Raw genomic sequence first — 21,351 nt, 5'->3', positions numbered from 1 at the left:
TTTGTAAAAAAAACAATGTAAAAACCTGTAACAAAAACCTATGAGTATTCACTGTATTTTGACCGTGGTTTTACTGTGGACAAATAGATTACATAAAATTCACAATGTTTTTAGATTTATCGCTGACAAGATATTTAATTTCAAAAATTTTTTAAACTTAAAAACAATGTCCCAACTAGCAGATCCAAACTTGCGGACAAGACTTGATCAAGAGAGTCTCCTGCGCCGGATAACAAATCGTATTCGTCAAACATTAGAGTTAGAAGAAATTATTGCAACCACAACAGCAGAAGTACGTTGCTTACTGGAAACTGACCGAGTAATGATTTATCAATTTCATGCTGATGGTACTGGTCAAGTTGTTGGTGAATCAATTTATGAACAGCGTTTACCTTCGCTGTTGGGACTGAATTTTCCCGCCGATGATATTCCGCCTCATGCGCGTGAATTGTTTACTAAATCAAGGGTACGTTCTGTTGTGAATGTTGATCTGCAACAGATTGGTCACAGCCCGATGAGTGTTTTAGAAACAGGCGAACTGAAAACAGAAGATATTCGTTACCGCCCTGTAGACCCCTGTCACGCGGAATACTTAACGGCGATGGGAGTCAAATCTTGTGTCGTTGCGCCGATTTTTCATCAACATCAATTGTGGGGATTGCTGGTATCTCATCATTCCCAGGCGCATTCTATTTCACTTTATGAATTAGAAGCGATGCAAATGGTTGTAGATCAATTATCGGTGGCGATCGCTCAAAGTTATCTTCTCGCCCAAGCCCGCGCCAAAGCCGAACGAGAAAGTGTGATTAATCGCATTGCGACCCTGCTACATTCCCTCCCGACAATTGTTTTACAACCGGCATTAGAAGCTGCTGTCGCCGCCTTTCAAGGTGCTGGTGGGAGATTGTGTATTAGAAACGAAGCTTTTCAAGCTACCAATAGTCAAATTAAAAGTCTAAAAGAATGTTTAATTCCTGGTAGTGACTGCATTCAAATTTATATTAGTGGACAACAGCCAGAAATTCCCCCAGATACGATTTATCCCTTAATGGAGCAGTATAACGTCTGGCAAGAATATTATCAGTCTGGCGAATATGATGTTTGGGCAATTGATGATATTTATCAAACCGCAAATTTGCGAACTTTGCAACCAACTTTTAAACCAACAAAAATTCGCAGTTTACTGATGATTCCATTGTGTTATCGTCAGCAATTAGTCGGTTATTTGAGTATCTTTCGTAATGAAATCGACACAGAAACCTTGTGGGCTGGTCAATTTGACCGCGATCGCCGCCAGTCTTATCCCCGGTTATCTTTTGATGTTTGGAAAGAATCAAAAACAGCCCAAGCCCAAAAATGGACAACCGCAGATATTGAATTAGCGAGAGAACTTGCCAAACATTTTGCCTCAGCAGTTCAACAATATGAACTTTATCAGCAAGTACAAGGCTTTAATCTCAATTTAGAACATCAAGTAAAAAGGCGCACAGTTGAACTAGAACGCACATATCAACAACAACAAGCCGTATTTGGTGTGATTGCTAAAATTCGGGAGTCGTTGGATGTAGATCAGATTTTTCAAATTACTACCAAAGAAGTCTGTCAGTTAGTCAAAGGTGATCGCGTTTCGGTTTATCGGTTTACAGAAGATTGGGGTGGTGAATTTGTCGGCGATTTTGAAGCTACTAGCCCCCATTGGACAAATGAAAGCAAAATTAGCGTAAATACAGTTTGGAATGATACCTACCTGCAAAAAACCGAAGGCGGGCGTTACCGCCAAAACGAAACATTTGCTGTGGATGATATCTATCAAATGGGCTTTACCCAGTGCCATTTAGATAATTTAGAGTATTATCACATTCATGCTTTTGTTTTAGCTCCCATTTTTGTCGGACAAAAACTCTGGGGCTTACTTTGCACCTATCAACATTCTGGCCCCCGCGAATGGAAACCTTCGGAAGTTAACTTTCTCAGTCAAATTGCAGCGCAATTGGGTATAGCTCTGCAACAAGCCCAATTACTGATGCAAACTCAGCAACAAGCTGCTGATTTGCGAAAAGCCGCCGAACAACGCCAAATATTATTTGAAGTAGTAACTAAATTGCGGGAATCTCTAGATTTAGAGACAATTTTTAGTGCAACAGCCCATGAAGTGCGGCGGACTTTAAATGCTGACCGAGTTGTAGTTTATCGCTTTGACCCAGATGCAGAACTAGATACGGGTGAAGTCGTAGCAGAGGATATTTTACCTGGGTTTGTCTCGACACTCGCCCTAAAAATTCAAGACACTTGCTTTAAGCAAAAATATCTTGCTTTGCATCGTCAGGGAAGAGTGCATGTGATTACTGACGTTCACAACTCTGGACTTAACCCTTGTTATTTAAACTTATTGGAAAAACTTCAGATACAAGCCAATTTAGTAGTTCCTCTGGTTAAAGGTCATGAACTCTGGGGTTTATTGTGTATTCACCAATGCACCCAACCGCGAGAATGGGAAACTTCCGAAATTCAATTTACTACCCAAGTAGCAACTCAACTGTCTGTCGCCTTAGAGCAAGCTGATTTACTAGCCCATACTAAACAACAAACCCAAAAATTAAGCGAAGCCTTGCATGAGTTACAAACTACCCAAACTCAACTCATCCAAACCGAAAAAATGTCTTCACTGGGTCAATTAGTGGCGGGTGTGGCTCATGAAATTAATAATCCCGTGAATTTTATTTATGGTAATTTATCCCATGTGCGGGAATATGCAGATGATTTACTGGGAATGCTCAACCTTTATCAGAAACAATATCCTAAACCTAGTGAAGAAATTAGCGATCGCCTGGAAGATATTGACTTAGAATTTCTCTCACAAGATTTACCCAAAACTCTCGCTTCCATGAGCGTTGGTGTAGAACGCATCCGCCAAATCGTCATGTCCTTGCGGAATTTCTCTCGCCTGGATGAAGCGGAAATGAAAGTAGTAGATATTCACGAAGGTCTCGATAGTACCCTGCTGATTTTACAGCACCGCTTGAAATCGAAATCAGATAGTGCTGACATTCAAGTTATTAAAGAGTATGGTGATTTGCCATTGGTAGAGTGCTATCCAGGACAACTCAACCAAGTATTTATGAATGTGTTGAGCAATGCGATCGACGCTTTAGAATATCACCCAGAATCAACCTCAGCCACTCTTCAACATCAAATTACCGTTCGCACTATCGTTGGTGAGATGAACAAAAATGTGCCGAGCGTGGTAATTTACATCAAAGACAATGGATTAGGCATACCAGAAGCTGTGAAAACACGAATCTTTGACCCATTTTTCACAACTAAACCTGTAGGTAAGGGTACAGGTTTGGGACTATCAATTAGTTACCAAATCGTGGTAGATAAGCATGGTGGTATTTTTCAATGCGATTCACAACCAGGCCAAGGTACAGAATTTCGGATTGAAGTTCCCATTCAGCAAAGTATTCATACTTGAAGTGCTGAGTGAAAAATACTAGTACAGATCGGCGGAAATAAAGATACCATTTCAAGTTAGTGAAAAGCTTGTGATATAGGCTTTTTGACTTTTGACTTTTGACTTCCGCGTAGCAGTACTAGCCCCTAATCTATGAAATCTGACATTGATGCAACTTGGCTGACTCGTCCCTCAACTTTAGTGGCTCCTGAATTGATTGGCTGTACTTTAGTTAGACAAATGCCAGATGGTAGGATTTTTCGGGGAATGATTGTTGAGACAGAGGCTTATGCACCGGAAGATCCAGCAATGCACGCTTATCGTAGTCGGACTACTCGCAATCAGGTCATGTTTGAGGCGGCTGGGAAAGCTTATGTGTATTTAATTTATGGTGTTTACCACTGTTTGAATGTGGTAACTGACAGAGATGGAATTCCTAGTGCTGTGCTTCTCCGCGCCTTGGAGTTAGCGCAAGTTCCTACCTGGGTTGATCATCAAGAAAAACTTAAACCACATCGCATCGCCGCCGGGCCGGGTAAACTTTGCCGTGCTTTGAAAATTGATTTGACATTGAATGCAACACCCCTAGAATTTGGTCAAGCACTCTGGTTAGAACACCGCCAGCCTGAGTTTCAACAACAGCTAGAACAAGGAAATCTGACGTTAATTCAGACTACGCGCATTGGTTTGACTAAAGGTGTAGACTTGCCTTGGCGCTGGTATTTATGGAATAGTCTGGCTGTATCTAAAAAAGGATAAATTAATTGCTTTTGGTATCTTAGTGTATTATTTGGGCGATCGCACTCTGCATTCCCAAAAGCGATACCTGCGGTAAGCTTCACTAACGCATCCCAAATTCCCAAACGCGATCGCACTCTCCACAATCCTAATGCGATCGCCTGAAAAAACTAATAATTGATTAAGCTGTTGCAAAATCTGTAAATTTCCTCACATCTGGAGGATGAAAGGCAAGCACAATATCATTATTAGGCACACCTAATCTGATTAATTCAGTTGCTATTCCTTCCTCTGTATAATCTTCCTCTATATAAATTTTTTCGTTCTTAATCCGAATATGAATATAAGTATATTTAATTCGCTTGCTGCCTTGCCAATCTACAGCTAACCATAAATAATGGTCATGATTTTCATCAAATACTAAACTAGTTTCGTAATTAGTGTCAGGTGATTGACGAGATAAATTATCATACTCAGTAAGCACTTGTTTAATTAATTTCCGATACTCTGCTACTTTGTCCATAAAGTAATTTCCTCTCTTTCATTGTTAAATACCATCAGTTTAATATGATGAAGTTCTACAACTGCTTGAACAGATTTTCGTTGAAAGAAGGTATCAAATATTGTATCTCTAATCGCTAGATATATCTCATAGTTTTTATTTGCTAGTTGTAAAATGTCGCGGTATAAAATATACTGACCTAAAGCATTTTGAAAATCTTTCATCAGAGAAGGGCTGATGAAGCTCTTGATTTCAACAACTATTTTCCGTCCTTCTTGTTCAGCTAGTAAGGCTTTTTCTACAAATAAATCAGCATAAAGTTCAGCATCTTCATACTGCAAAAAATAAGGATCAGCCGTAATTGTCCAGCCATCTTTAATTAAGGCATTTTTAACAGCATCATGGTAAATGTCCTTAGCTGGCATTTGGTTATAGTGAGATAGCCTAGATAAATTATACTAATTGTGCAGGCGATCGCACTCTACATTACCAAGTGCGATCGCCTGATTAAAATATTCAATTCTCAGTTTTGAGACATTGCCATAAATAATGGTATTTTATATTACAGTCCCAACCAACCTTTTAAGGATTGCTCTAGCAATTTAGCATCAGCATCAGCTAACTTGCCAATTACTTTTACAACCAAGCTTCTATGGACTGTATATAATCCTCTTTTTAACTGCTGTTGCTACATTTAGTCCTGCGGCTTTCCATTCAGACAACACAAACTCGCCTTCTAATAATGATTCAGTTTTGCTTGTCAAAGGCGTAATAAAAATATCTTGAGAAATGTGTTGCGTACTGACTACAACAGCAGGTCTAACTTTTGAAGTTGACAAATCTGAAAAGGGATACTGAACTAAAATGATGTCATTTTTAGAGTAGTTGAGCATAGACATCATCCTCAGTATTATCCCAAACTTCATCTAATGATTTTTGACTAGCTTGAAGCCAAAATTCATTTTCATCATCAGGAAGCAACGTCACTAGCACTTTTGTTCCTTCTGGTAATTCAGCAGATTCCAGTAGTTCTATCTTTCCATGTCTCACAGTAGCCCAAAGTGTTTTTAGCATAGCCTTATTTCTCATAAGCGATCGCTGATTCTATGATGGCACGGTTAGCGATCGCCTGTATGGAGAGATAAGCGATCGCACTCTACACAATCATAAAACGATCACAATTCGTATTGTCATAAATACTGATCATTCGTTTCATCTTGTAAATCATTATCATCTTTAAATAATTCTAGTTGCTGTTCTCTATGAGAAGGAAAAATCTATACGTGCAATCATTAGCCATGCCGTATTTTTGTCAACTGCAAGTAATTTTGCAAGCTGACGTGAACTGAGCTTTGTTCTCGCATATATCAGTAGATAGATAGCCAAAAACCACTTTTGTAAATCCACACGAGTTCTATGGAATAAGGTTTTAACTGTAACGCTATATTTTGTGTTACATAAATTACAGTGGTATCTGCTTCCGTTTTTTAAATGTGTGAAATTAGATGAGCTACAGTACGGGCATTTTGGCTTTCCTTTCCACCTTTGCTTTTCAAGGTGAATTAGGCAAGCTTCACGAGTTGGAAACTTTTCGTACATTTTTATGATATCCATATTTTCCAATAAATTTCTGTCTTTATCTAGGACATTATAAATTTTTCTTTCTGTCTTTATCTAAGACAAATATAAAAAATTTTAAATAAGAAAAATGGAGCCTTGATTGGCTCCGCTAATCATTAGAGTTTTTTAGTTTTTGGTTAGGGACTAGCTTTTATATTTACTCAATCCCTTCAATTCGGTCTTCAACTTCTTGGTACAACTCGCGGAGGCGGTCTAAATTCTCCTCGCTAGTTTCCCAATAACCGCGACCATTCACTTCCAATAAGGTGGATACCATCTTGCGGAAAGAATGGGGGTTGAGGTTCATCAAACGTTTCTGCATTTCTTCATCTTTGATGAAGGTTTCGTTGGCATCCTCATAAATCCAGTTGTCAACTGCGCCGGCTGTTGCACTCCAACCCATTGTGTTAACCAACCGCTTGGAGAGTTCGCGCACACCTTCGTAACCGTGAGACAGCATACCTTCATACCACTTGGGATTTAACAATTTGGTACGGGCATCTAAGCGCACTGTTTCGGATAAGGTGCGGACTTGGGCGTTGGCTGTGGTGGTGTCTGCAATGTAAGATGCTGGTGTTTTGCCATCACCACGCAGAGTTGAGACAACCTTGGTGGGGTCAGAGTCGAAGTAATGGGAAACGTCCGTTAAACTAATCTCGGAGGAATCCAGGTTTTGGAAAGTCGCTTCAGCAGTTTTGAGGGTGCTTTCAAAAATCTTCCGAGATTGTTCCATCATGCCAGGATTGTCAGCACTGAAGGCGAAGGATTTGCGGGTGAGGTACATTTCTTGTAACTCGGCTTCGCTTTCCCAGGTGCTGTTTTCTACTGCCAAGTTGATGTTAGAGGAGTAGGAACCGGAAGCGTTAGAGAAAACGCGGGTTGCTGCTTGACGTAGATTAATTCCCAATTCCTCAGCTTGCTGCATGGCGTGTTTGCGGACAAAGTTCATTTCTGTGGGTTCATCCGCTTCCGCAGCCATCTTCACAGCTTGGTCTAGTAGGTTCATCTGGTTGATGAACAAGTCGCGGAATACACCAGAACAGTTAATTACAACGTCAATTCTGGGTCTTCCCAATTCTTCTAAGGGAATTAACTCCAACTTGTTCACCCGTCCCAAAGCATCGGGAACCGGACGCACACCCACCATCCACATAATTTGTGCCAGTGATTCGCCGTAGGTTTTGATGTTATCGGTTCCCCAGAGAACACAGGCGATGGTTTCTGGCCAATTACCGTTGTTTTCGGCTTTGTTCCGTGCCAAAAGTCTATCAACCACGATTTTTGCTGATTGGACAGCCGCCGCCGTGGGGATGGCTTGGGGGTCGAGGGCGTGAATGTTCTTACCTGTAGGTAATACATCCGGGTTGCGGATGGGGTCGCCACCAGGGCCGGGGAGGATGTATTCGCCTTCTAAACCTTTGAGTAATGCGCCGAGTTCGTTGTCTGCACAAACTTGTTGTAAGCAGAACTCTAAATACTCAAACAAAGGTTTCAAGGCGGAAGCATCAACTTTAGGATAACCAGCTTTGTGCAGTGCTTCTACCCAAGGTTCTTTTTTACCCATGTTGAAGAAATTCAACCTGGAAACTAAGGAAACCCTACCTTCTGCGTCGGTTTGTTCTTGTACCAAGGCGCGGACAGCAGCGCGAGTGGCTAGGGTGATGTCTTGTAGGAGTTGGACATCTTCTAATACGCCTTGATCGCTATTTTTGTAAATTTCGTCAATATCCCGCCCCAGGCTATTGGCGATAATCCGGGGTAAGCTGAGAATTTCTTCTTCTTGGCGGTCTAGGCTGGCGATATTAACTAGAGTTGCGATCGCTTCTTCTGCACTTGGGGGTTTACCGATAACGTGCAAACCACAAGGTAACAACCGCGATTCGATTTCCATCAACTTGCGGTAGACGCTACCAACGATATTATCCCGTTCTTCTGGGGTCATGTCTTTAGCATCGATTTCGGGCAAGTCGATGTCTTTGTCTAAGTTCACCATCCGGCATTTATCCATGATGGTGTTGACGATGGGGATACCGCGCCCGCTATCTTTTAAGGTTTGGTAAGAAGCAATTAACTCGCTGAGTTCTTTCAAACCTTTGTACAAACCTGCGTTTTCTGCGGGTGGTGTGAGGTAGGAAATTGTTTCGGCGTAACTGCGGCGTTTGGCAATTGTCGCTTCGCTGGGGTTGTTGGCGGCATAGTAGTACAGGTTGGGAATTGTGCCAATTAAGTTATCGGGGTAGCATTCACCAGACATCCCCATTTGCTTTCCTGGCATAAATTCCAAGGAACCGTGAGTACCAAAATGCAGCACAGCATCAGCACCCCAAATTCTTTCGAGGTAAGTGTAATAAGCAGCAAAGCCGTGGTGAGGACTTGCAGAACGGGAGAACAACAACCGCATGGGGTCGCCTTCGTAACCAAAGGTAGGCTGTACACCAATGAAGACGTTACCGAATTGCTTACCGTAAATTAACAGGTTTTGTCCGTCGCTGTTGAGGTGTCCTGGTGGTGGCCCCCAGTTTTCTTCTAAGCGTTGGGAATAAGGTGTCAGTTCTTCGTATTCTGGAACTGACATCTTATAAGCAATGTTGAGTTCGGGGCTGGCGTACTGTGCTTGTGCGTCGTGGATAACTTGTTCCATCAACTCTTTCGCGTTTTCTGGTAAGTCCTGCACCTCGTAGCCGTTGTTTCTCAACGCTTTCATGACTTCGTAGATGGAACCGAATACATCGAGGTATGCGGCTGTTCCTACGTTGCCTTTATCGGGTGGGAAGCTGAAAACGGTAATTGCAACTTTTTTATCTAGTTTGGGTTTGCGGCGGAGGTTAGCCCACTTTAATGCACGTTGCGCTACAGCTTCGATGCGGTCTTGGAGTGCGATCGCCTTTCCTGTCGCCCCATCTCTACCCGATAATATAATCGGTTCAATTGCGCCATCAAGTTCAGGAATCGCAATTTGTAAAGCAACTTGAATTGGATGTAAGCCTAAATCGCTATCTAACCATTCTTCGGTGGTTTGGAATACCAAAGGTAACGCCACCATGTAAGGGCGATTTAGGCGTTTGAGTGCGTCAATTGCCTTGGGATGGTCTTGTCTAGCCGGGCCGCCTACTAAAGCAAAACCAGTTAAGGAAATTACTGCGTCTACTAACGGTGTATTTGTAGTTGGTTCGTAGAAGTAAGCATCCACAGGTTTGGAGAAGTCCAAACCACCGGCAAACACAGGTACTACCCTTGCGCCTAATGCTTCTAACTCCTGAACCATCGCCACGTAATGGGCATCATCACCTGTAACTAGGTGAGTGCGTTGTAATACTAAACCTACACAGGGTGCTAAAGGATCTTTTAAATCTTGCGGGATATCCCGGCGGGCGCTGTACCAGTTGAGATATTCTCGAACATCCTCATACATGGTTGTGGCTAAAGGATGCCAAATCCCCATATCGGGATAAACTACTGGTGCTTGATATTCTAAAGATGCAACTTTTTGTTTTTCAACATCTTTTAATACATATTTATCAGCCAGCATCAGCAAGAAGTTTTCCAGGTTTTCTGGAGAACCACCCAGCCAATACTGGAAACTCAGCATAAAATTGCGTGCGTCCTGTGCTTTATCTATCGGTAAGAACTTCAGCACTTGGGGCAGTGTCCGCAATAGTTTCAGCATTCCATCTTGGAATCCTGCACCGGATTTTTCTTTGCGTTTCTTCATGAATTGTGCGATCGCACTCTTCGATTGACCCAACTGCGCCAAGGAAAAACTGCCCATTTTATTCAGGCGCATTACCTCTGGCATTGATGGAAAGACAACAGCAACGTCTAAATTATCGCGGTACGGTTCTACTGCTGCTACTACTTTCTGTGCTAAGTCTTCGATAAAAATCAGAGAGGCAATAAAAATATTGGCACTTTGTATATCGCGCTGGAACTCTTCGTAATTTTCGGGGTCTCTGAGTTCCTCAATCAAGTACCCACTGATTTCAATCGCAAGGTCAGGATTGTTGGCGTTAATTGTACGAACCGCTTGCGACAATGCACTCTGGTACTGGGACTCAAGCACGACATAGACCACCTTAATTAAGTTACGTCCGCCTAGGTTCTCAGGCGCAATGTGTCTAATGGTGGACTTGACGTGGGTGAACATGCTTCCTCTGCTCCTTTGATGCGTGTTCTCGACTGAAATTTCTTTGCGGCTAATTTGCCAACAAAGTTTAACGATTTTTTTCGGCAATAAGAGTTTTTTATCAGAAAAACCTTACCAAATGGGCATTTTGTCCTTTATCTGACATAAATCGATATAAAAATCGCAAACTTTGTTAACAAACATTAATAAATAATAAAAGCAAATACTCGCATTATGTAACAAAAAATTAATATTTTTCCCATATTCTGGCAAATCTGTACTTTTGAGGCGTGATATAGCCAAATATATAGATATGGATTTTTGTCAAGTATTAATTGGAAAATTTAGGCGATGGGAATGAAGAGGTCAGGATTAGCGTAGTGTTTCTCTATGTATTCATAGTAGTACCAAATCAAGGGCGATCGCCTGACTAAACAACTAACATAAAATTCAGATGTCACCAAGGGAGAAGGTGAGATGACTACTCAAGTTGGAGATACCACCTCAGAATTAATTGCCAAGTTGCAAACTCTAGCACCAGAACAGCAACAGCAAGTCTTAGATTTTGTGGAATTTTTAATGCAAAAATATGCTCAACCTGAAAAAAACCAAGAAACTCCTCAGCAAAGGATACTGGGATTAAATGAAGGTCAAATTTGGATGAGTGATGATTTTAATGATCCTTTACCTGATGAATTTTGGATGGGTGAAGGAGAAATATAGAAATATATAGCAATACTATTTGATATGTGAATAACAGAGACAAGGAAGACAAGGAGGACAGGGTAGACAAGGAAGAAAGATGTTTGTAAATCATTTAGGATTGCCATAGCAGATGAATTAAGTAATTTACAGAATTATCAAGGTAATTAGTATTTAGATTTTGACTAACCCTCTTGCACCATCCAAACCAACATTCCTAATAGCATTTCGACGGGAGGAACTGTATAATCAGTCAAATCAATACTTAATGTTTGCTCTGTTAATTGCAAAAATCTCCAAGCAGTGCCACTGCTGACACTGCCATAAATTGTCTTAATTGGTATATTATTGGTTTCATTAAACTTTTGTGCGGCAATCATTTCTGCGGCACATTGTCCTAAACCTGGTTTTAAATCACCTTTTTTCGCTTCAATAATGACAATAACAGGAGCTTCGATAAATATTTGTTCGGGTGAGCGACTAATTAAAAAATCACACACACCACTTAAGCCTAAATCTGGTGCAACTGTAAAATCTTCACCCGAAAACAAACTAACTTTGCGTTCGAGTATTTTTCGGACTTCTAAAAGAATAGGACTAATAATTAACTCTGAACGTGCTTTTTCTGAACCTGTCGCTGTTGCTAGTGGGATTCCTTCACTTAGTGCTTCTTGGAGATAAAGACTAGGTTTTATTGGTTGTATTTCTGGTAAAAAACGTGCATTTTCAACTATTTTTAAGTTGAAGTCGCGTTTGACTTTTGCCAGGGAGAAGTCACTATAAGACATGAGGCATTAAATATTTTGTTTGAATATTACTGAATATCAGTATTTTCTATTTGAGGTTGTAATTTTTGAATCTGTTCGATAGTTAAATCAGTAACTTCAACAATTAATGCAATATCAAAACCTTTCCGTAGCATATTTCTGGCAATTTCCTGAGCTTTTTGTTCTAAACCTAGTTCAAAACCTTCTTGAAACCATTCTTGCCAAATCTCTTGAGCAACAACCGATTCACGCATAAGGTTACTGGGGTTGAATGTCTTCTGTTTGAGCCTGTAATTGTTGCAACTGTTCAATAGTTAAACCTGTGGCATCGGCAATTATTTCGAGATTAATACCTTTATTAATCAGTTTGATGGCAACTTCTTGAGCTTTTTGTTCAATACCCTGTTCAATACCCTGCTCAATTCCTTGCTCAATTCCCTGTTCAATTCCTTTTTCAAAACCCTCTTTAACACCTTCTTGCAAAATATCTTGATAAATTACAGATTCGCGCATAATATCACTCCGCAAAATTCTTTTAATCACGTCCTTATTTAATACTAGCCCAGATAACACGGCTGCTGATGCAGCAAGATTACTGCGGATTCTGCTGTCTTCGATCGCTTCAATAATTTGAGCTACTTCTTCTAAGGTTTGGGTTTGATTATCGGTTTGGCTTAAAGTTGCAAACGGTAGCAAACCTGGGTAATTGAAAAATATTTCCGTTGGCTGTTCCCACAGTCGAATTACGTCAAATCTGTGCCAGCTATTTTCTAAAACAAATTCTGTTTGATAAACTAGCTCAGAATCGCTTGGTTGTAAATAAATTACCACCTGACGCATTTTTTTTATGGGGAAATTTGCGATACCCGCGTAAGCGATAATCACTCATCCGAAACGGAATATCGGCTTTTGGTCTGGTTTGAAATTCGAGATGGAGGATAATTTCATCGGACTGTAACAAAATTAGTGCATCTGCCCGTATGGGTTCGAGGGATAATTCCGATGGACTTAGTTGAGTTAGTGCAATTGATTCATTGAGTAGCCAAGTTGCAAAGTCACTGGCAAATGATTCAGCAAGGAACTTACAGACGTTATCATACATAGGTTGTAATTTTATCAGTACTTAGCCCCGACGAATGGAATTCGCGGCTATCAGAACAAAGTCCGCCTGCGCGGACTAATTTAAAATAGAAGGTTTTCAAAAGATTTATAAAGAAAATCGTCCATCATAATGTATTCCCGACAACATAATTAATAGATGTCAGCCAATTTTTCTCCAAAAGCTTCAGGAGGGCCTGATGGTTACAACGACAGAACCGAAACAGCAGGTCAAAATCGGCCCCACTAAACTGCTGATTAATAATGAGTGGGTAGATAGTGTCAGCGATCGCCGATTTGCAACAATCAATCCAAGTACAGGTGATATGATCTGCGAAGTCGCCGAAGCAGATGCAGCCGATGTTGATAAAGCAGTGCAAGCAGCGCGTCACGCCTTTAAAAGTGGGGAATGGCGCAATATGTCTGCAACCCGTCGTGGAGAGTTGCTTTATCGGTTAGCCGATTTAATTGAGCAGAATATTGACGAGTTAGCGCGACTGGAAACCCTAGATAACGGCAAACCATTACAAGATTCTTTAGGAGACTTGGGTTTAGTTATTGCCTGTTATCGCTACTATGCAGGTTGGGCTGATAAAGTCCAAGGTAAAACTATCCCAATTAACGGCCCTTATTTTTGCTACACCCGTCATGAGCCTGTGGGGGTGGTTGGGCAAATTATCCCGTGGAATTTCCCCTTGTTAATGCAGGCGTGGAAATTAGCACCAGCTTTGGCAACAGGTAATACTGTGGTGATGAAAACGGCGGAACAAACACCGTTATCTGCATTGCGGGTGGGAGAGTTAATTATTGAGGCTGGTTTTCCCCCAGGGGTAGTGAATCTTTTATCAGGATACGGCCCTACGGCTGGGGCAGCGATCGCACATCATAGAGACATCGACAAAGTTGCTTTCACTGGTTCCACGGAAGTGGGACACCTGATTATGGAAGCGGCGGCGAAAAGTAACCTCAAGCGTGTGACCTTAGAACTAGGTGGTAAGAGTCCAAATATTGTGTTTGCTGACGCAGACATGGATGCAGCGATCGCAGGTTCTCACGAAGCTTTATTCTTTAACCAAGGTCAATGCTGTTGTGCAGGTTCGCGGCTATTTGTCGAAGAAAAATGCTACGACGAGTTTGTGGCTAGAACTGTGGAAAAAGCTAGACAGCGAATTGTCGGCGATCCCTTTGATTCTGCCACAGACCAAGGGCCGCAGGTAGACCAAGAGCAATTTAACAAAGTCATGAGTTATATCGAATCTGGGATGCGGGAAGGCGCTCAGATGCTTTGTGGTGGACAACAAGTAGGCGACAAAGGTTACTTTATTGCCCCCACGGTTTTTGCCGATGTGCGTGACGATATGAAAATTGCCCAAGAAGAAATCTTTGGCCCGGTGATGAGCATTATCAAGTTCAAAGACATCAACGAAGTCATTGAACGGGCAAATAACACCATGTACGGACTCGCCGCCGCCGTTTGGACTCAGGATGTTACCAAAGTTCATGCGATCGCTAACAATCTCCGCGCAGGTACAGTCTGGGTCAATTGCTACGACGTATTTGATGCTGCTGCACCTTTTGGTGGTTTCAAGCAATCGGGTATCGGTCGTGAACTAGGTGAATATGGCTTACAGCAATACACCGAAGTTAAGACTGTTACCATCAAACTGTAAACTGGTATGTATCAAGGCTCCTGGGCAAGTTGGGCTTTTGCCTGTTGCCAGAGCGTTTCTAACTCATCCAAACTGTAATCAAAAAGGGGGCGGTTAACCACTGCCTCCATTTTTTGTAACCTCTGGACAAATCGCTGATTTGTGCCTTGCAAAGCGGCGCTAGGGTCAAGATTATACCATCGAGCAAGTTGCAGCACCGCAAATAATAAATCCCCTAATTCAGATTCTTGGCGTTCTGGTGTTTCCTCAGCCACAGCTTGCTGAAACTCCGCCAACTCTTCGTGAAACTTTGCCCACACACCATCAATGTTTTCCCATTCAAAGCCTACCGCCGCCGCTTTTTGGGAAATTTTCATCGCCGCCATCAAGGGGGGAAGAGTGCGCCCATAACGGCTGAGTTTAGCACTGAGTTGGTGCTTTTCTGGGGTTGGTTCACCTTTTTCTGTCGCTTTGATTTGTTCCCAGTTTTGCCGCACTTCATCAACATTCTGCACCGACACATCACCAAAAACATGGGGATGGCGACGGATGAGTTTTTGGGAAATACCTTGGGCGACTTCTTTGAGGGAAAATTGCTGATATTCGCTGGCGATTTGGGCTTGTAAAACAACTTGTAAAAGTAAATCGCCTAATTCCTCAGTAATGGCGGTTGGATCATCACTTTTAATTGCGTCCACTACTTCGTAAGCTTCTTCAACCACATAGGGTATCAGCGTTTGGGGAGTTTGTGCCAAATCCCAAGGACAACCACCATCAGGCGATCGCAATTTTGCCACCACATCAATTAATTCTTGTAACGCCGCCAATGTTTCAGCCTGATTCTGATTGAATTCCATAACTTAACCTGTCGCCCAGCTAAATACTTCTTTACCTTAAGCAAAGCATGATTAGCTTATCTCCGATTATTCTATAGCCTTTGAGTGAGGGATTAGCAAAGGCATCATCAAGTTTACGTCCGGCAAAAAACTTTTCCTCTGGGGTAATGACGGCTTATACCGTTTCTGGAAGAAGATGCACTTTATTCTGTACTGTAGAGACGTTGTATACAACGTCTCTACATCATTTATTTGGCGCAACTTCATAGAAAATTGGTATTAGGGGATTTAGGGGGATAAAACTTGGCTTATTTATTCCCTTTAAATGATTCAATCAGGTTTCCAATTAACGGAAACTGTTTTATTACTCTTACTGTTAACTCTACAAAATTTTCCTCAGAGAGACGGTCATCTTGTCGCAGTTGCAGAACACCAATTAAGATAATAAATATACCTGTACCGATAATAGTTAAAGCTAAATAATGAAACGGTAGAGAACCACCCAAAGTTCCAACTATGGTGAAGACAACTACACATACAAATAAATAAAACATTCCATTTCTAAAAGCCCAAGGTAGTGTAACTTGAACTTCTGATTTAGAAGATTCATCTGGTTTTTGTGGCTCTGTCATAATATTATTCCCTTCGTTTAAATGCTGAATTACAACTTTTTCAATATTTCCGGCAAAGGTGAAGGAAGAATTAGACACAGAATCTCTACTTTTATCCTGTTCTAGTTCTCTTCTATCCATCACGTCGTCAATTAGGCTCAAAACATTGACTGTTTCATAAGGTGGTTTGTCACATTCAATTTGGTATTTCTGATTGACAAAACGCTGCCGCAGATTCTCAAATTTATAAAAGTGAGGTTCTTGACTATCTTTGCAGGTGAGACAATTGCAGGGAATTAATTTATCATACTTAAGCCGCTCATAGGGTTCATGAATTTCATCTAGTTTATCTGTAACTGTTCTCATCACATCTCTTTTATGTTTACCTGCGACTCGAATTTTAATTTCTCGCTTGTCGTAATATTCAATTACCTCTGCTTTGGTTTCGTCTTTGTTGAGAATGACACCACTTTTCCAGACAATTTGTTGTTTATCCATCACATCAATTAAGTTGTGTATAGCAACAATAAACTGAGTAATAATACCTTCGGGCATGAAGTCGTAGGTGTAGCGGAGGATAAGATTATTTGTTTCTTTCCATTTATAATGCGGTTGTTTTGCTGTTAACAATTGTGGTGCAATGTAGGTTTGGGGATGATTAGGAATTTCGTAACATAGCTTGAAATTGATCATCAATTGCAAGAGTTCATTTTGCTTTTGGTCATATTCTTGCTCCTTCCAGATTTTTTTTTAAGTCTTCCCAGGTGAATTTGCCCAAGTTATTAATTACCTGGGGATCGTCTAAAACTCTGTAAACTGCATCAGTACCCCACTTGGGTTTGAGAATCAGAGTCTTTTCTAATATGCGGTCATCTTGAAAGTGTAAGCAAACTCCTAAATCATGGAGATAACCACTTAACTGCAATTTATCTTCATGTCTGGTAAAACCATTTTGCTGGCAGATGTTGAGATATTCATCCAAGCTGATGTAATTACGTGGATCATTTTCTAAAGTTTCTCTCACTTTTACCCAAGTTTTAGGTAGTGGTGTACCCAGGTGAGGTAAAGACGTAATTTGATGCTTAATTTCTTTGATGACGTTATTTAAACGTTGGTCATTTTTAGCGAGATTGGTTGCTAAGGTTTCCTTGAGGTTATTAAATTGCCCTTTTAATTGCGGTTCATTAATTTCGCGGGTTCTATCACTCTTCTCATTTTTAACGATTAGCACTGGGCTGCTATCACTGAGCAATTCCACCACATTCAGCCAGCGATAAAAATTGGTGTCTTCTTTGCGATTATCTGCAACTAAAGCATAGAGAGAACGTTTAGTGAGGAAAAATTGATGAGTGGCATGGTAAATTTCTTGCCCGCCAAAATCCCAGATGTTAACTCGAAATTCTCGCCCGTTTTCCATTGGGAAACCCCACTGGAACACCTCGATTCCCTTAGTAGAATCTGTTGTGTAGGATACAGAGGTAATGAGAGATTTTGTCAAACGCCATCAACAATCATTAATCGAAATACTAGAGATACCAAAAGATAGAGTGCCATCGTACTCGACAATTCGCCGTGTGATGATGCGTGTAAATTTTGAGGAATTGACACAGATATTTAATGAATGGGCAAGTCAGTATGTAGAATTAAGCTCCTTAGAATGGTTAGCAACTGACGGTAAAAGTATCAAGGCGACAGTCCAGGACTATAGCAGTGCCTATCAAAGATTCATTAGTGTCGTATCGATGTTTAGTAGCCACCAAGGTCAAGTCGTCGGGTTACAAACGATGGATAACAAGCAAAGCAGTGAAATTGCTACGGTTCAAAACTTAATTGCTATCTTGGATTTAAAGGGTGTAGTGTTTAGTTTTGATGCACTTCATTGTCAAAAAAACAGTCCAGCAAATCATCCACAGTGGCAATGATTATGTGATTGCAGTCAAAGCCAATCAGCCCAAACTGTATCACCAAATCCAACAGAATATGCAGCACTCACAGCCCACAACTATACATACTGATTTTGAACGAAGGAGTGGTCGCTTTACTCAACGTCGTGTTTGTGTATTTGAAAACTTGAACAATATTTCCCATGATTGGCTGGGTTTAAAGTCGATTATTCAAGTCGAACGAGTTGGTACTCGTGCTGGTAAAGCTTACCAAGAAACTGCTTACTACATCAGTTCTCTGTCCCTGAAAGCATCCGATTTTGCCTGTGGTATTCGTCGCCACTGGGGCGTAGAAAATCGATTACATTGGGTGAAAGATGTTGTCTTTGATGAAGACTCTGCCCAAATGGTTGATGGTTATGCTGCTGCCAACTTCTCAATTCTCCGCAGTTTTGTGATTAATCTTTTCCGCCACAATGGTTTTGATTCCCTTACCAGAGCTATCAGATTCTGCTCCCACAACATCCCATTACTTTTTTCCTTTTTAGAATGAAACAGCCCTGCCCTTAAAAAGGGGGGAACCAGAGTTAAAGTCCCCCTTTTTAAGGGGAGCCACTGCGTTGCGGGGGTTCACCCCGTTGAAGCAAGTGGCGTGAATTTAGGGGGATCTACAAGTCTTTAATACAACACCAAAAAGTTTTCAGACATCCTCTTATAGAATTGGTATTATTAATTACAAATAAGGAAGAGAACTTTTATAGTTTAACAGGGTATATTAATTTCCCTACAAGCAAATTTCAAAAAATATTTCTAATAAATTCAGGTTTTGAATATTAATAATCAATATTTAATTGCTTAAATAAATTTTTTATCTAAAATTCACAAATAAAATAGAGAACACACCAAATTTTTATTTGAGAAGTTTATGTCAAATTTGAATTAAAGATGTCTATTCAGTAAATGACACATTTTTGAGAAAATCTAGCCTTGCTGAATTAGCGTAATCAAAGTTATTTGAATTACGCTTAAACTGTTACTTTTGCTTTTTTGTTGCCATATCTACGTTTTAAAGCACCCAATCCTACAGTACCTACACCAAGACCGAGCATAGTGATTGGTTCGGGAACTGGTGTTCCTGGGGTTCCATTACCTGCCAATACATAGCTACCTTGACTAGTTTGGAACCTAGCAGCAAAAAACTGTAGAAAAGCTGTATCTGAGGTAAAGTTTCCTTTTATTTTCAGGTTAAGAATGTCGGTTTGATTTGAGCGCAAACCTCCGTTCCCACCACCTTGACAGTTATTACCACCAATAAAACAAACATCTATATCGATGTTGTTAAAATTTCCTGCTGTAAGTCCCGTTAATGCAGCACTGAAAACATCCGTGTCAGTAGTAATACCATCATTTTTAGTAAAAACGATACCATTAGCTTCAGGGTTGACACCAAATGCCATTGAAGTCAAACGTGCAGCTATATCTTGTGGTGTAGTTGCAGTTGTGTTTGTCAGCCTAATCTGCAAATCTAAGGCAGAAGTGGTAAAGTTAGTAATTGTCCAAGTTGAAGTAGCACTTAAAGGCTGTGAGAGCTTTCCCGTATTTGAACCTGGTGCTAAATTCCAGTTAATATCAAAACTTTTGCCGATGTCGTTAGTTCTAGAAATTGCGGCTTGATACAAAGTTTGACCAGAAGGCTCCCCAGCTGTAGCACCTGTTGGTGTGATAGTAATCGCCTGAGCCGGAGCTAACACAGAACTAGCAACTGCAATGCTTGATGCTGCTAATAAAGCAGAAAAAGCTGAATTAATTTTCATTATCTATTGAAGCCGGAAACAATATTGCTCTAAAAATATACTGTTCTACTTTCAGTAAATCAATAGGTATAGTATTTAACTTCATCAAGAATTTATCAAAACAAAATATTTAGTTATTTTAATATTTAAGTATATTTTACAAATCATAAACTACATGTTTGCATTGAGGCTATTGCATATTGTGAGGAATAAAGTTGATATACAGCAAGCAACATAACAACATCAGGTTATTGGTAGTAGTATTTTGAGTTAATGGGCTATTAAAGCAGAATATCCCATAACATTTTGATAAGGAATAAATTTGAGTGCGTGTTAGCTTGATGTATACAACAAGCTACCAATACCAGTATTTTACAAGCACTTTGTTAACTGTTACTAACCACACCTAGTATATTCAAAGGTAAAATCCTTAAATAATCTAAAGCTTGCTCTATCACTGAGGCATCTGTTTTGCCTACCCTCACCACCATCAAAACCCCATCTGTATAAGGTGAAAGTATACTAACATCAGATAGTCCAAAGAAGTGAGGAGCATCATAGATGACTAAATCATAATCATCCTGAAAATCTGCCATTAACTGCTTCATTTTTTCAGAAGCTAGTAATTTAATTGGATCATCAGGTGCAGGGCCAGCCGTAATCAAAGATAATTGCTCCATAGAAGGTAGTTTATGAATGACTTCACTGACTGGTAAATTTGTGGATAGTAGACTACTTAATCCCCATAAATTCTTTAAATTGGCTAGGTTGTGAACCATCGGTTGGCGAAGGTTCGCATCTACCAGTAGTACTCTTAGCCCCATTGCTGTAGCTGTTTGGGCTAGATAAAAAGCCACGATAGATTTTCCATCACCAGATGTAACCGAACTAACAACCAAAGAACGTACCTGAGAATCAGGTTTAATTTGTTGAATATTTGTATAGAGAAATCTTAAAGCATCTAAAAATTCAGTTGAGTAACTGCTATATTCTTGAGCGATTGAAATATTTGTATCTTGGCCACCTTCTAGTAAAGAATTAAATATTTTAATCGGAGAAAACTTTGATTTGGAAGTTCGAGATTGAAGGGCTTTAACCTCATTATCAAAAGGCACATTTCCCAATAAGGGAAAATTGATTTTCTTTTTTAATTTGATCACACTATGGTAAGAGTTATCTATTTTTTCTAGTAATAAAGCAACTCCAATGCCTGCTGCTACACTTATAAAGAAACCTATAATTAAATTTCTCACTCGACTAGAAGCAGTTACAAGCGATGGCTGAATAGGTGGTTGGATTAACTGCCATCCTAATTCTGTTTGAGATATTTGGATTTGCAAATTCTCGCGGTTTGATAAAAAACGATTTAAACTTTCATTCGCAAACTGTAATTTGCGTTGGATTTCCGTATATCTTCGTGCTAAAATTGGCACTTGCTTACGTTGTTGCTCTACTTGCGTTGCGAGTTTGGTAATTTCGTTGCTTTGTACTTCTAAGGATTGAAGTTGAGTTGTTAACTCTGCTTCTCTTACGCTTAAAAAGCGTTGTCCTTCTTGTTGTAAGACAGGTAGCAAG

Annotated in this window: 18 protein-coding genes and 2 pseudogenes; 5 read left to right on the top strand and 15 right to left on the bottom strand. The window is 40.4% G+C overall.

The window, feature by feature from the left end:
- Positions 1-166: 166 nt before the first annotated feature.
- Positions 167-3,475, top strand: a complete 3,309-nt coding sequence (locus tag ACX27_RS18435; RefSeq protein ID WP_062298419.1) for a GAF domain-containing protein — start codon at positions 167-169, stop codon at positions 3,473-3,475.
- Positions 3,476-3,607: 132 nt separating this feature from the next.
- Positions 3,608-4,213 (top strand): DNA-3-methyladenine glycosylase, encoded by a 606-nt coding sequence (locus tag ACX27_RS18430; protein WP_062294883.1) that lies wholly within the window; start codon positions 3,608-3,610, stop codon positions 4,211-4,213.
- Between the two features lie 27 nt (positions 4,214-4,240).
- Here the strand turns inward: ACX27_RS18430 and ACX27_RS32490 are convergent, their stop codons facing one another.
- The 7 genes from ACX27_RS32490 to ACX27_RS18405 form a co-directional block, all read right to left on the bottom strand.
- A complete protein-coding gene (locus ACX27_RS32490) occupies positions 4,241-4,387 on the bottom strand; it encodes a hypothetical protein (RefSeq protein ID WP_158507402.1) in 147 nt (48 codons plus the stop codon).
- Entirely contained in the window at positions 4,374-4,715 is a 342-nt protein-coding gene (locus tag ACX27_RS18425; protein ID WP_062294882.1) for a XisI protein, read from the bottom strand. Before ACX27_RS18425 ends, ACX27_RS32490 begins: the two co-directional genes overlap by 14 nt.
- Positions 4,703-5,119 (bottom strand): XisH family protein, encoded by a 417-nt coding sequence (locus ACX27_RS18420; protein WP_062294881.1) that lies wholly within the window; start codon positions 5,117-5,119, stop codon positions 4,703-4,705. Before ACX27_RS18420 ends, ACX27_RS18425 begins: the two co-directional genes overlap by 13 nt.
- 225 nt (positions 5,120-5,344) lie before the next feature.
- The gene (locus tag ACX27_RS18415) at positions 5,345-5,587 is read right to left on the bottom strand and encodes a type II toxin-antitoxin system PemK/MazF family toxin (protein ID WP_235526256.1); all 243 of its coding nucleotides are present in this window, start codon (positions 5,585-5,587) and stop codon (positions 5,345-5,347) included.
- Positions 5,571-5,768 (bottom strand): hypothetical protein, encoded by a 198-nt coding sequence (locus ACX27_RS18410; RefSeq protein WP_062298417.1) that lies wholly within the window; start codon positions 5,766-5,768, stop codon positions 5,571-5,573. Before ACX27_RS18410 ends, ACX27_RS18415 begins: the two co-directional genes overlap by 17 nt.
- A gap of 186 nt (positions 5,769-5,954) precedes the next feature.
- A complete protein-coding gene (locus tag ACX27_RS35790) occupies positions 5,955-6,293 on the bottom strand; it encodes a transposase (protein WP_083468914.1) in 339 nt (112 codons plus the stop codon).
- A gap of 178 nt (positions 6,294-6,471) precedes the next feature.
- Positions 6,472-10,458, bottom strand: a complete 3,987-nt coding sequence (locus ACX27_RS18405; protein ID WP_062294880.1) for a magnesium chelatase subunit H — start codon at positions 10,456-10,458, stop codon at positions 6,472-6,474.
- A 456-nt stretch (positions 10,459-10,914) separates the two neighbouring features.
- Here ACX27_RS18405 and vapB point away from each other — a divergent pair, with 456 nt between their 5' ends.
- Entirely contained in the window at positions 10,915-11,160 is a 246-nt protein-coding gene (vapB, locus tag ACX27_RS18400) for a type II toxin-antitoxin system VapB family antitoxin (RefSeq protein ID WP_062294879.1), read from the top strand.
- A 164-nt stretch (positions 11,161-11,324) separates the two neighbouring features.
- Here the strand turns inward: vapB and ACX27_RS18395 are convergent, their stop codons facing one another.
- From ACX27_RS18395 to ACX27_RS18385, 3 genes and pseudogenes are all read right to left on the bottom strand, one after another.
- The gene (locus ACX27_RS18395) at positions 11,325-11,927 is read right to left on the bottom strand and encodes a hypothetical protein (protein ID WP_062294878.1); all 603 of its coding nucleotides are present in this window, start codon (positions 11,925-11,927) and stop codon (positions 11,325-11,327) included.
- 26 nt (positions 11,928-11,953) lie between these two features.
- On the bottom strand, positions 11,954-12,160 hold the full coding sequence (locus tag ACX27_RS18390) for an RpnC/YadD family protein (protein ID WP_062294877.1): 207 nt from the start codon (positions 12,158-12,160) through the stop codon (positions 11,954-11,956).
- Positions 12,161-12,164: 4 nt separating this feature from the next.
- Positions 12,165-13,008: pseudogene (locus ACX27_RS18385) on the bottom strand (Rpn family recombination-promoting nuclease/putative transposase).
- A gap of 196 nt (positions 13,009-13,204) precedes the next feature.
- On the opposite strand from ACX27_RS18385, the gene ACX27_RS18380 reads away from it, so the two are divergent.
- Entirely contained in the window at positions 13,205-14,674 is a 1,470-nt protein-coding gene (locus ACX27_RS18380; RefSeq protein WP_062294876.1) for an aldehyde dehydrogenase family protein, read from the top strand.
- Between the two features lie 11 nt (positions 14,675-14,685).
- On the opposite strand, the gene mazG is transcribed toward ACX27_RS18380, so the two are convergent.
- The 3 genes from mazG to ACX27_RS34665 all read right to left on the bottom strand — a co-directional run bounded on the left by mazG (position 14,686) and on the right by ACX27_RS34665 (position 17,517).
- Complete coding sequence (mazG, locus tag ACX27_RS18375; RefSeq protein ID WP_062294875.1) at positions 14,686-15,510, bottom strand: nucleoside triphosphate pyrophosphohydrolase; 825 nt, start codon at positions 15,508-15,510, stop codon at positions 14,686-14,688.
- A 287-nt stretch (positions 15,511-15,797) separates the two neighbouring features.
- Entirely contained in the window at positions 15,798-16,793 is a 996-nt protein-coding gene (locus tag ACX27_RS34670; protein ID WP_062294874.1) for a COR domain-containing protein, read from the bottom strand.
- A 28-nt stretch (positions 16,794-16,821) separates the two neighbouring features.
- Positions 16,822-17,517, bottom strand: coding sequence for a COR domain-containing protein (locus ACX27_RS34665; protein WP_062294873.1), 696 nt, complete (start codon positions 17,515-17,517; stop codon positions 16,822-16,824).
- A gap of 64 nt (positions 17,518-17,581) precedes the next feature.
- Here ACX27_RS34665 and ACX27_RS35785 point away from each other — a divergent pair.
- Positions 17,582-18,536: pseudogene (locus tag ACX27_RS35785) on the top strand (ISAs1 family transposase).
- Positions 18,537-19,008: 472 nt separating this feature from the next.
- Here the strand turns inward: ACX27_RS35785 and ACX27_RS18350 are convergent.
- A complete protein-coding gene (locus ACX27_RS18350) occupies positions 19,009-19,797 on the bottom strand; it encodes a cistern family PEP-CTERM protein (RefSeq protein ID WP_062294871.1) in 789 nt (262 codons plus the stop codon).
- A gap of 365 nt (positions 19,798-20,162) precedes the next feature.
- Positions 20,163-21,350 carry a polysaccharide biosynthesis tyrosine autokinase gene (locus tag ACX27_RS35410; protein WP_335337716.1) on the bottom strand — a complete coding sequence of 396 codons (1,188 nt, stop codon included), beginning with the start codon at positions 21,348-21,350 and terminating at the stop codon, positions 20,163-20,165.
- Position 21,351: the final 1 nt, after the last annotated feature.

Origin of the sequence: Nostoc piscinale CENA21 (assembly GCF_001298445.1) — a bacterium.
In the GTDB taxonomy this organism is placed as follows: domain Bacteria; phylum Cyanobacteriota; class Cyanobacteriia; order Cyanobacteriales; family Nostocaceae; genus Nostoc_B; species Nostoc_B piscinale_A.
Note: the sequence above shows the minus strand (reverse complement) of the source record. Positions and strands in the feature narration are given on the sequence as shown.

Excerpts from the sequence above, each read along its gene's own strand:
- ACX27_RS18435 (WP_062298419.1), top strand. The coding sequence starts at position 167 with ATGTCCCAACTAGCAGATCCAAACTTGCGGACAAGACTTGATCAAGAG.
- ACX27_RS18430 (WP_062294883.1), top strand. The coding sequence starts at position 3,608 with ATGAAATCTGACATTGATGCAACTTGGCTGACTCGTCCCTCAACTTTA.
- ACX27_RS18425 (WP_062294882.1), bottom strand. The coding sequence starts at position 4,715 with ATGGACAAAGTAGCAGAGTATCGGAAATTAATTAAACAAGTGCTTACT.
- ACX27_RS18420 (WP_062294881.1), bottom strand. The coding sequence starts at position 5,119 with ATGCCAGCTAAGGACATTTACCATGATGCTGTTAAAAATGCCTTAATT.
- ACX27_RS18415 (WP_235526256.1), bottom strand. The coding sequence starts at position 5,587 with ATGCTCAACTACTCTAAAAATGACATCATTTTAGTTCAGTATCCCTTT.
- ACX27_RS18410 (WP_062298417.1), bottom strand. The coding sequence starts at position 5,768 with ATGCTAAAAACACTTTGGGCTACTGTGAGACATGGAAAGATAGAACTA.
- ACX27_RS35790 (WP_083468914.1), bottom strand. The coding sequence starts at position 6,293 with ATGTACGAAAAGTTTCCAACTCGTGAAGCTTGCCTAATTCACCTTGAA.
- ACX27_RS18405 (WP_062294880.1), bottom strand. The coding sequence starts at position 10,458 with ATGTTCACCCACGTCAAGTCCACCATTAGACACATTGCGCCTGAGAAC.
- vapB (WP_062294879.1), top strand. The coding sequence starts at position 10,915 with ATGACTACTCAAGTTGGAGATACCACCTCAGAATTAATTGCCAAGTTG.
- ACX27_RS18395 (WP_062294878.1), bottom strand. The coding sequence starts at position 11,927 with ATGTCTTATAGTGACTTCTCCCTGGCAAAAGTCAAACGCGACTTCAAC.
- ACX27_RS18390 (WP_062294877.1), bottom strand. The coding sequence starts at position 12,160 with ATGCGTGAATCGGTTGTTGCTCAAGAGATTTGGCAAGAATGGTTTCAA.
- ACX27_RS18380 (WP_062294876.1), top strand. The coding sequence starts at position 13,205 with ATGGTTACAACGACAGAACCGAAACAGCAGGTCAAAATCGGCCCCACT.
- mazG (WP_062294875.1), bottom strand. The coding sequence starts at position 15,510 with ATGGAATTCAATCAGAATCAGGCTGAAACATTGGCGGCGTTACAAGAA.
- ACX27_RS34670 (WP_062294874.1), bottom strand. The coding sequence starts at position 16,793 with ATGATCAATTTCAAGCTATGTTACGAAATTCCTAATCATCCCCAAACC.
- ACX27_RS34665 (WP_062294873.1), bottom strand. The coding sequence starts at position 17,517 with ATGGAAAACGGGCGAGAATTTCGAGTTAACATCTGGGATTTTGGCGGG.
- ACX27_RS18350 (WP_062294871.1), bottom strand. The coding sequence starts at position 19,797 with ATGAAAATTAATTCAGCTTTTTCTGCTTTATTAGCAGCATCAAGCATT.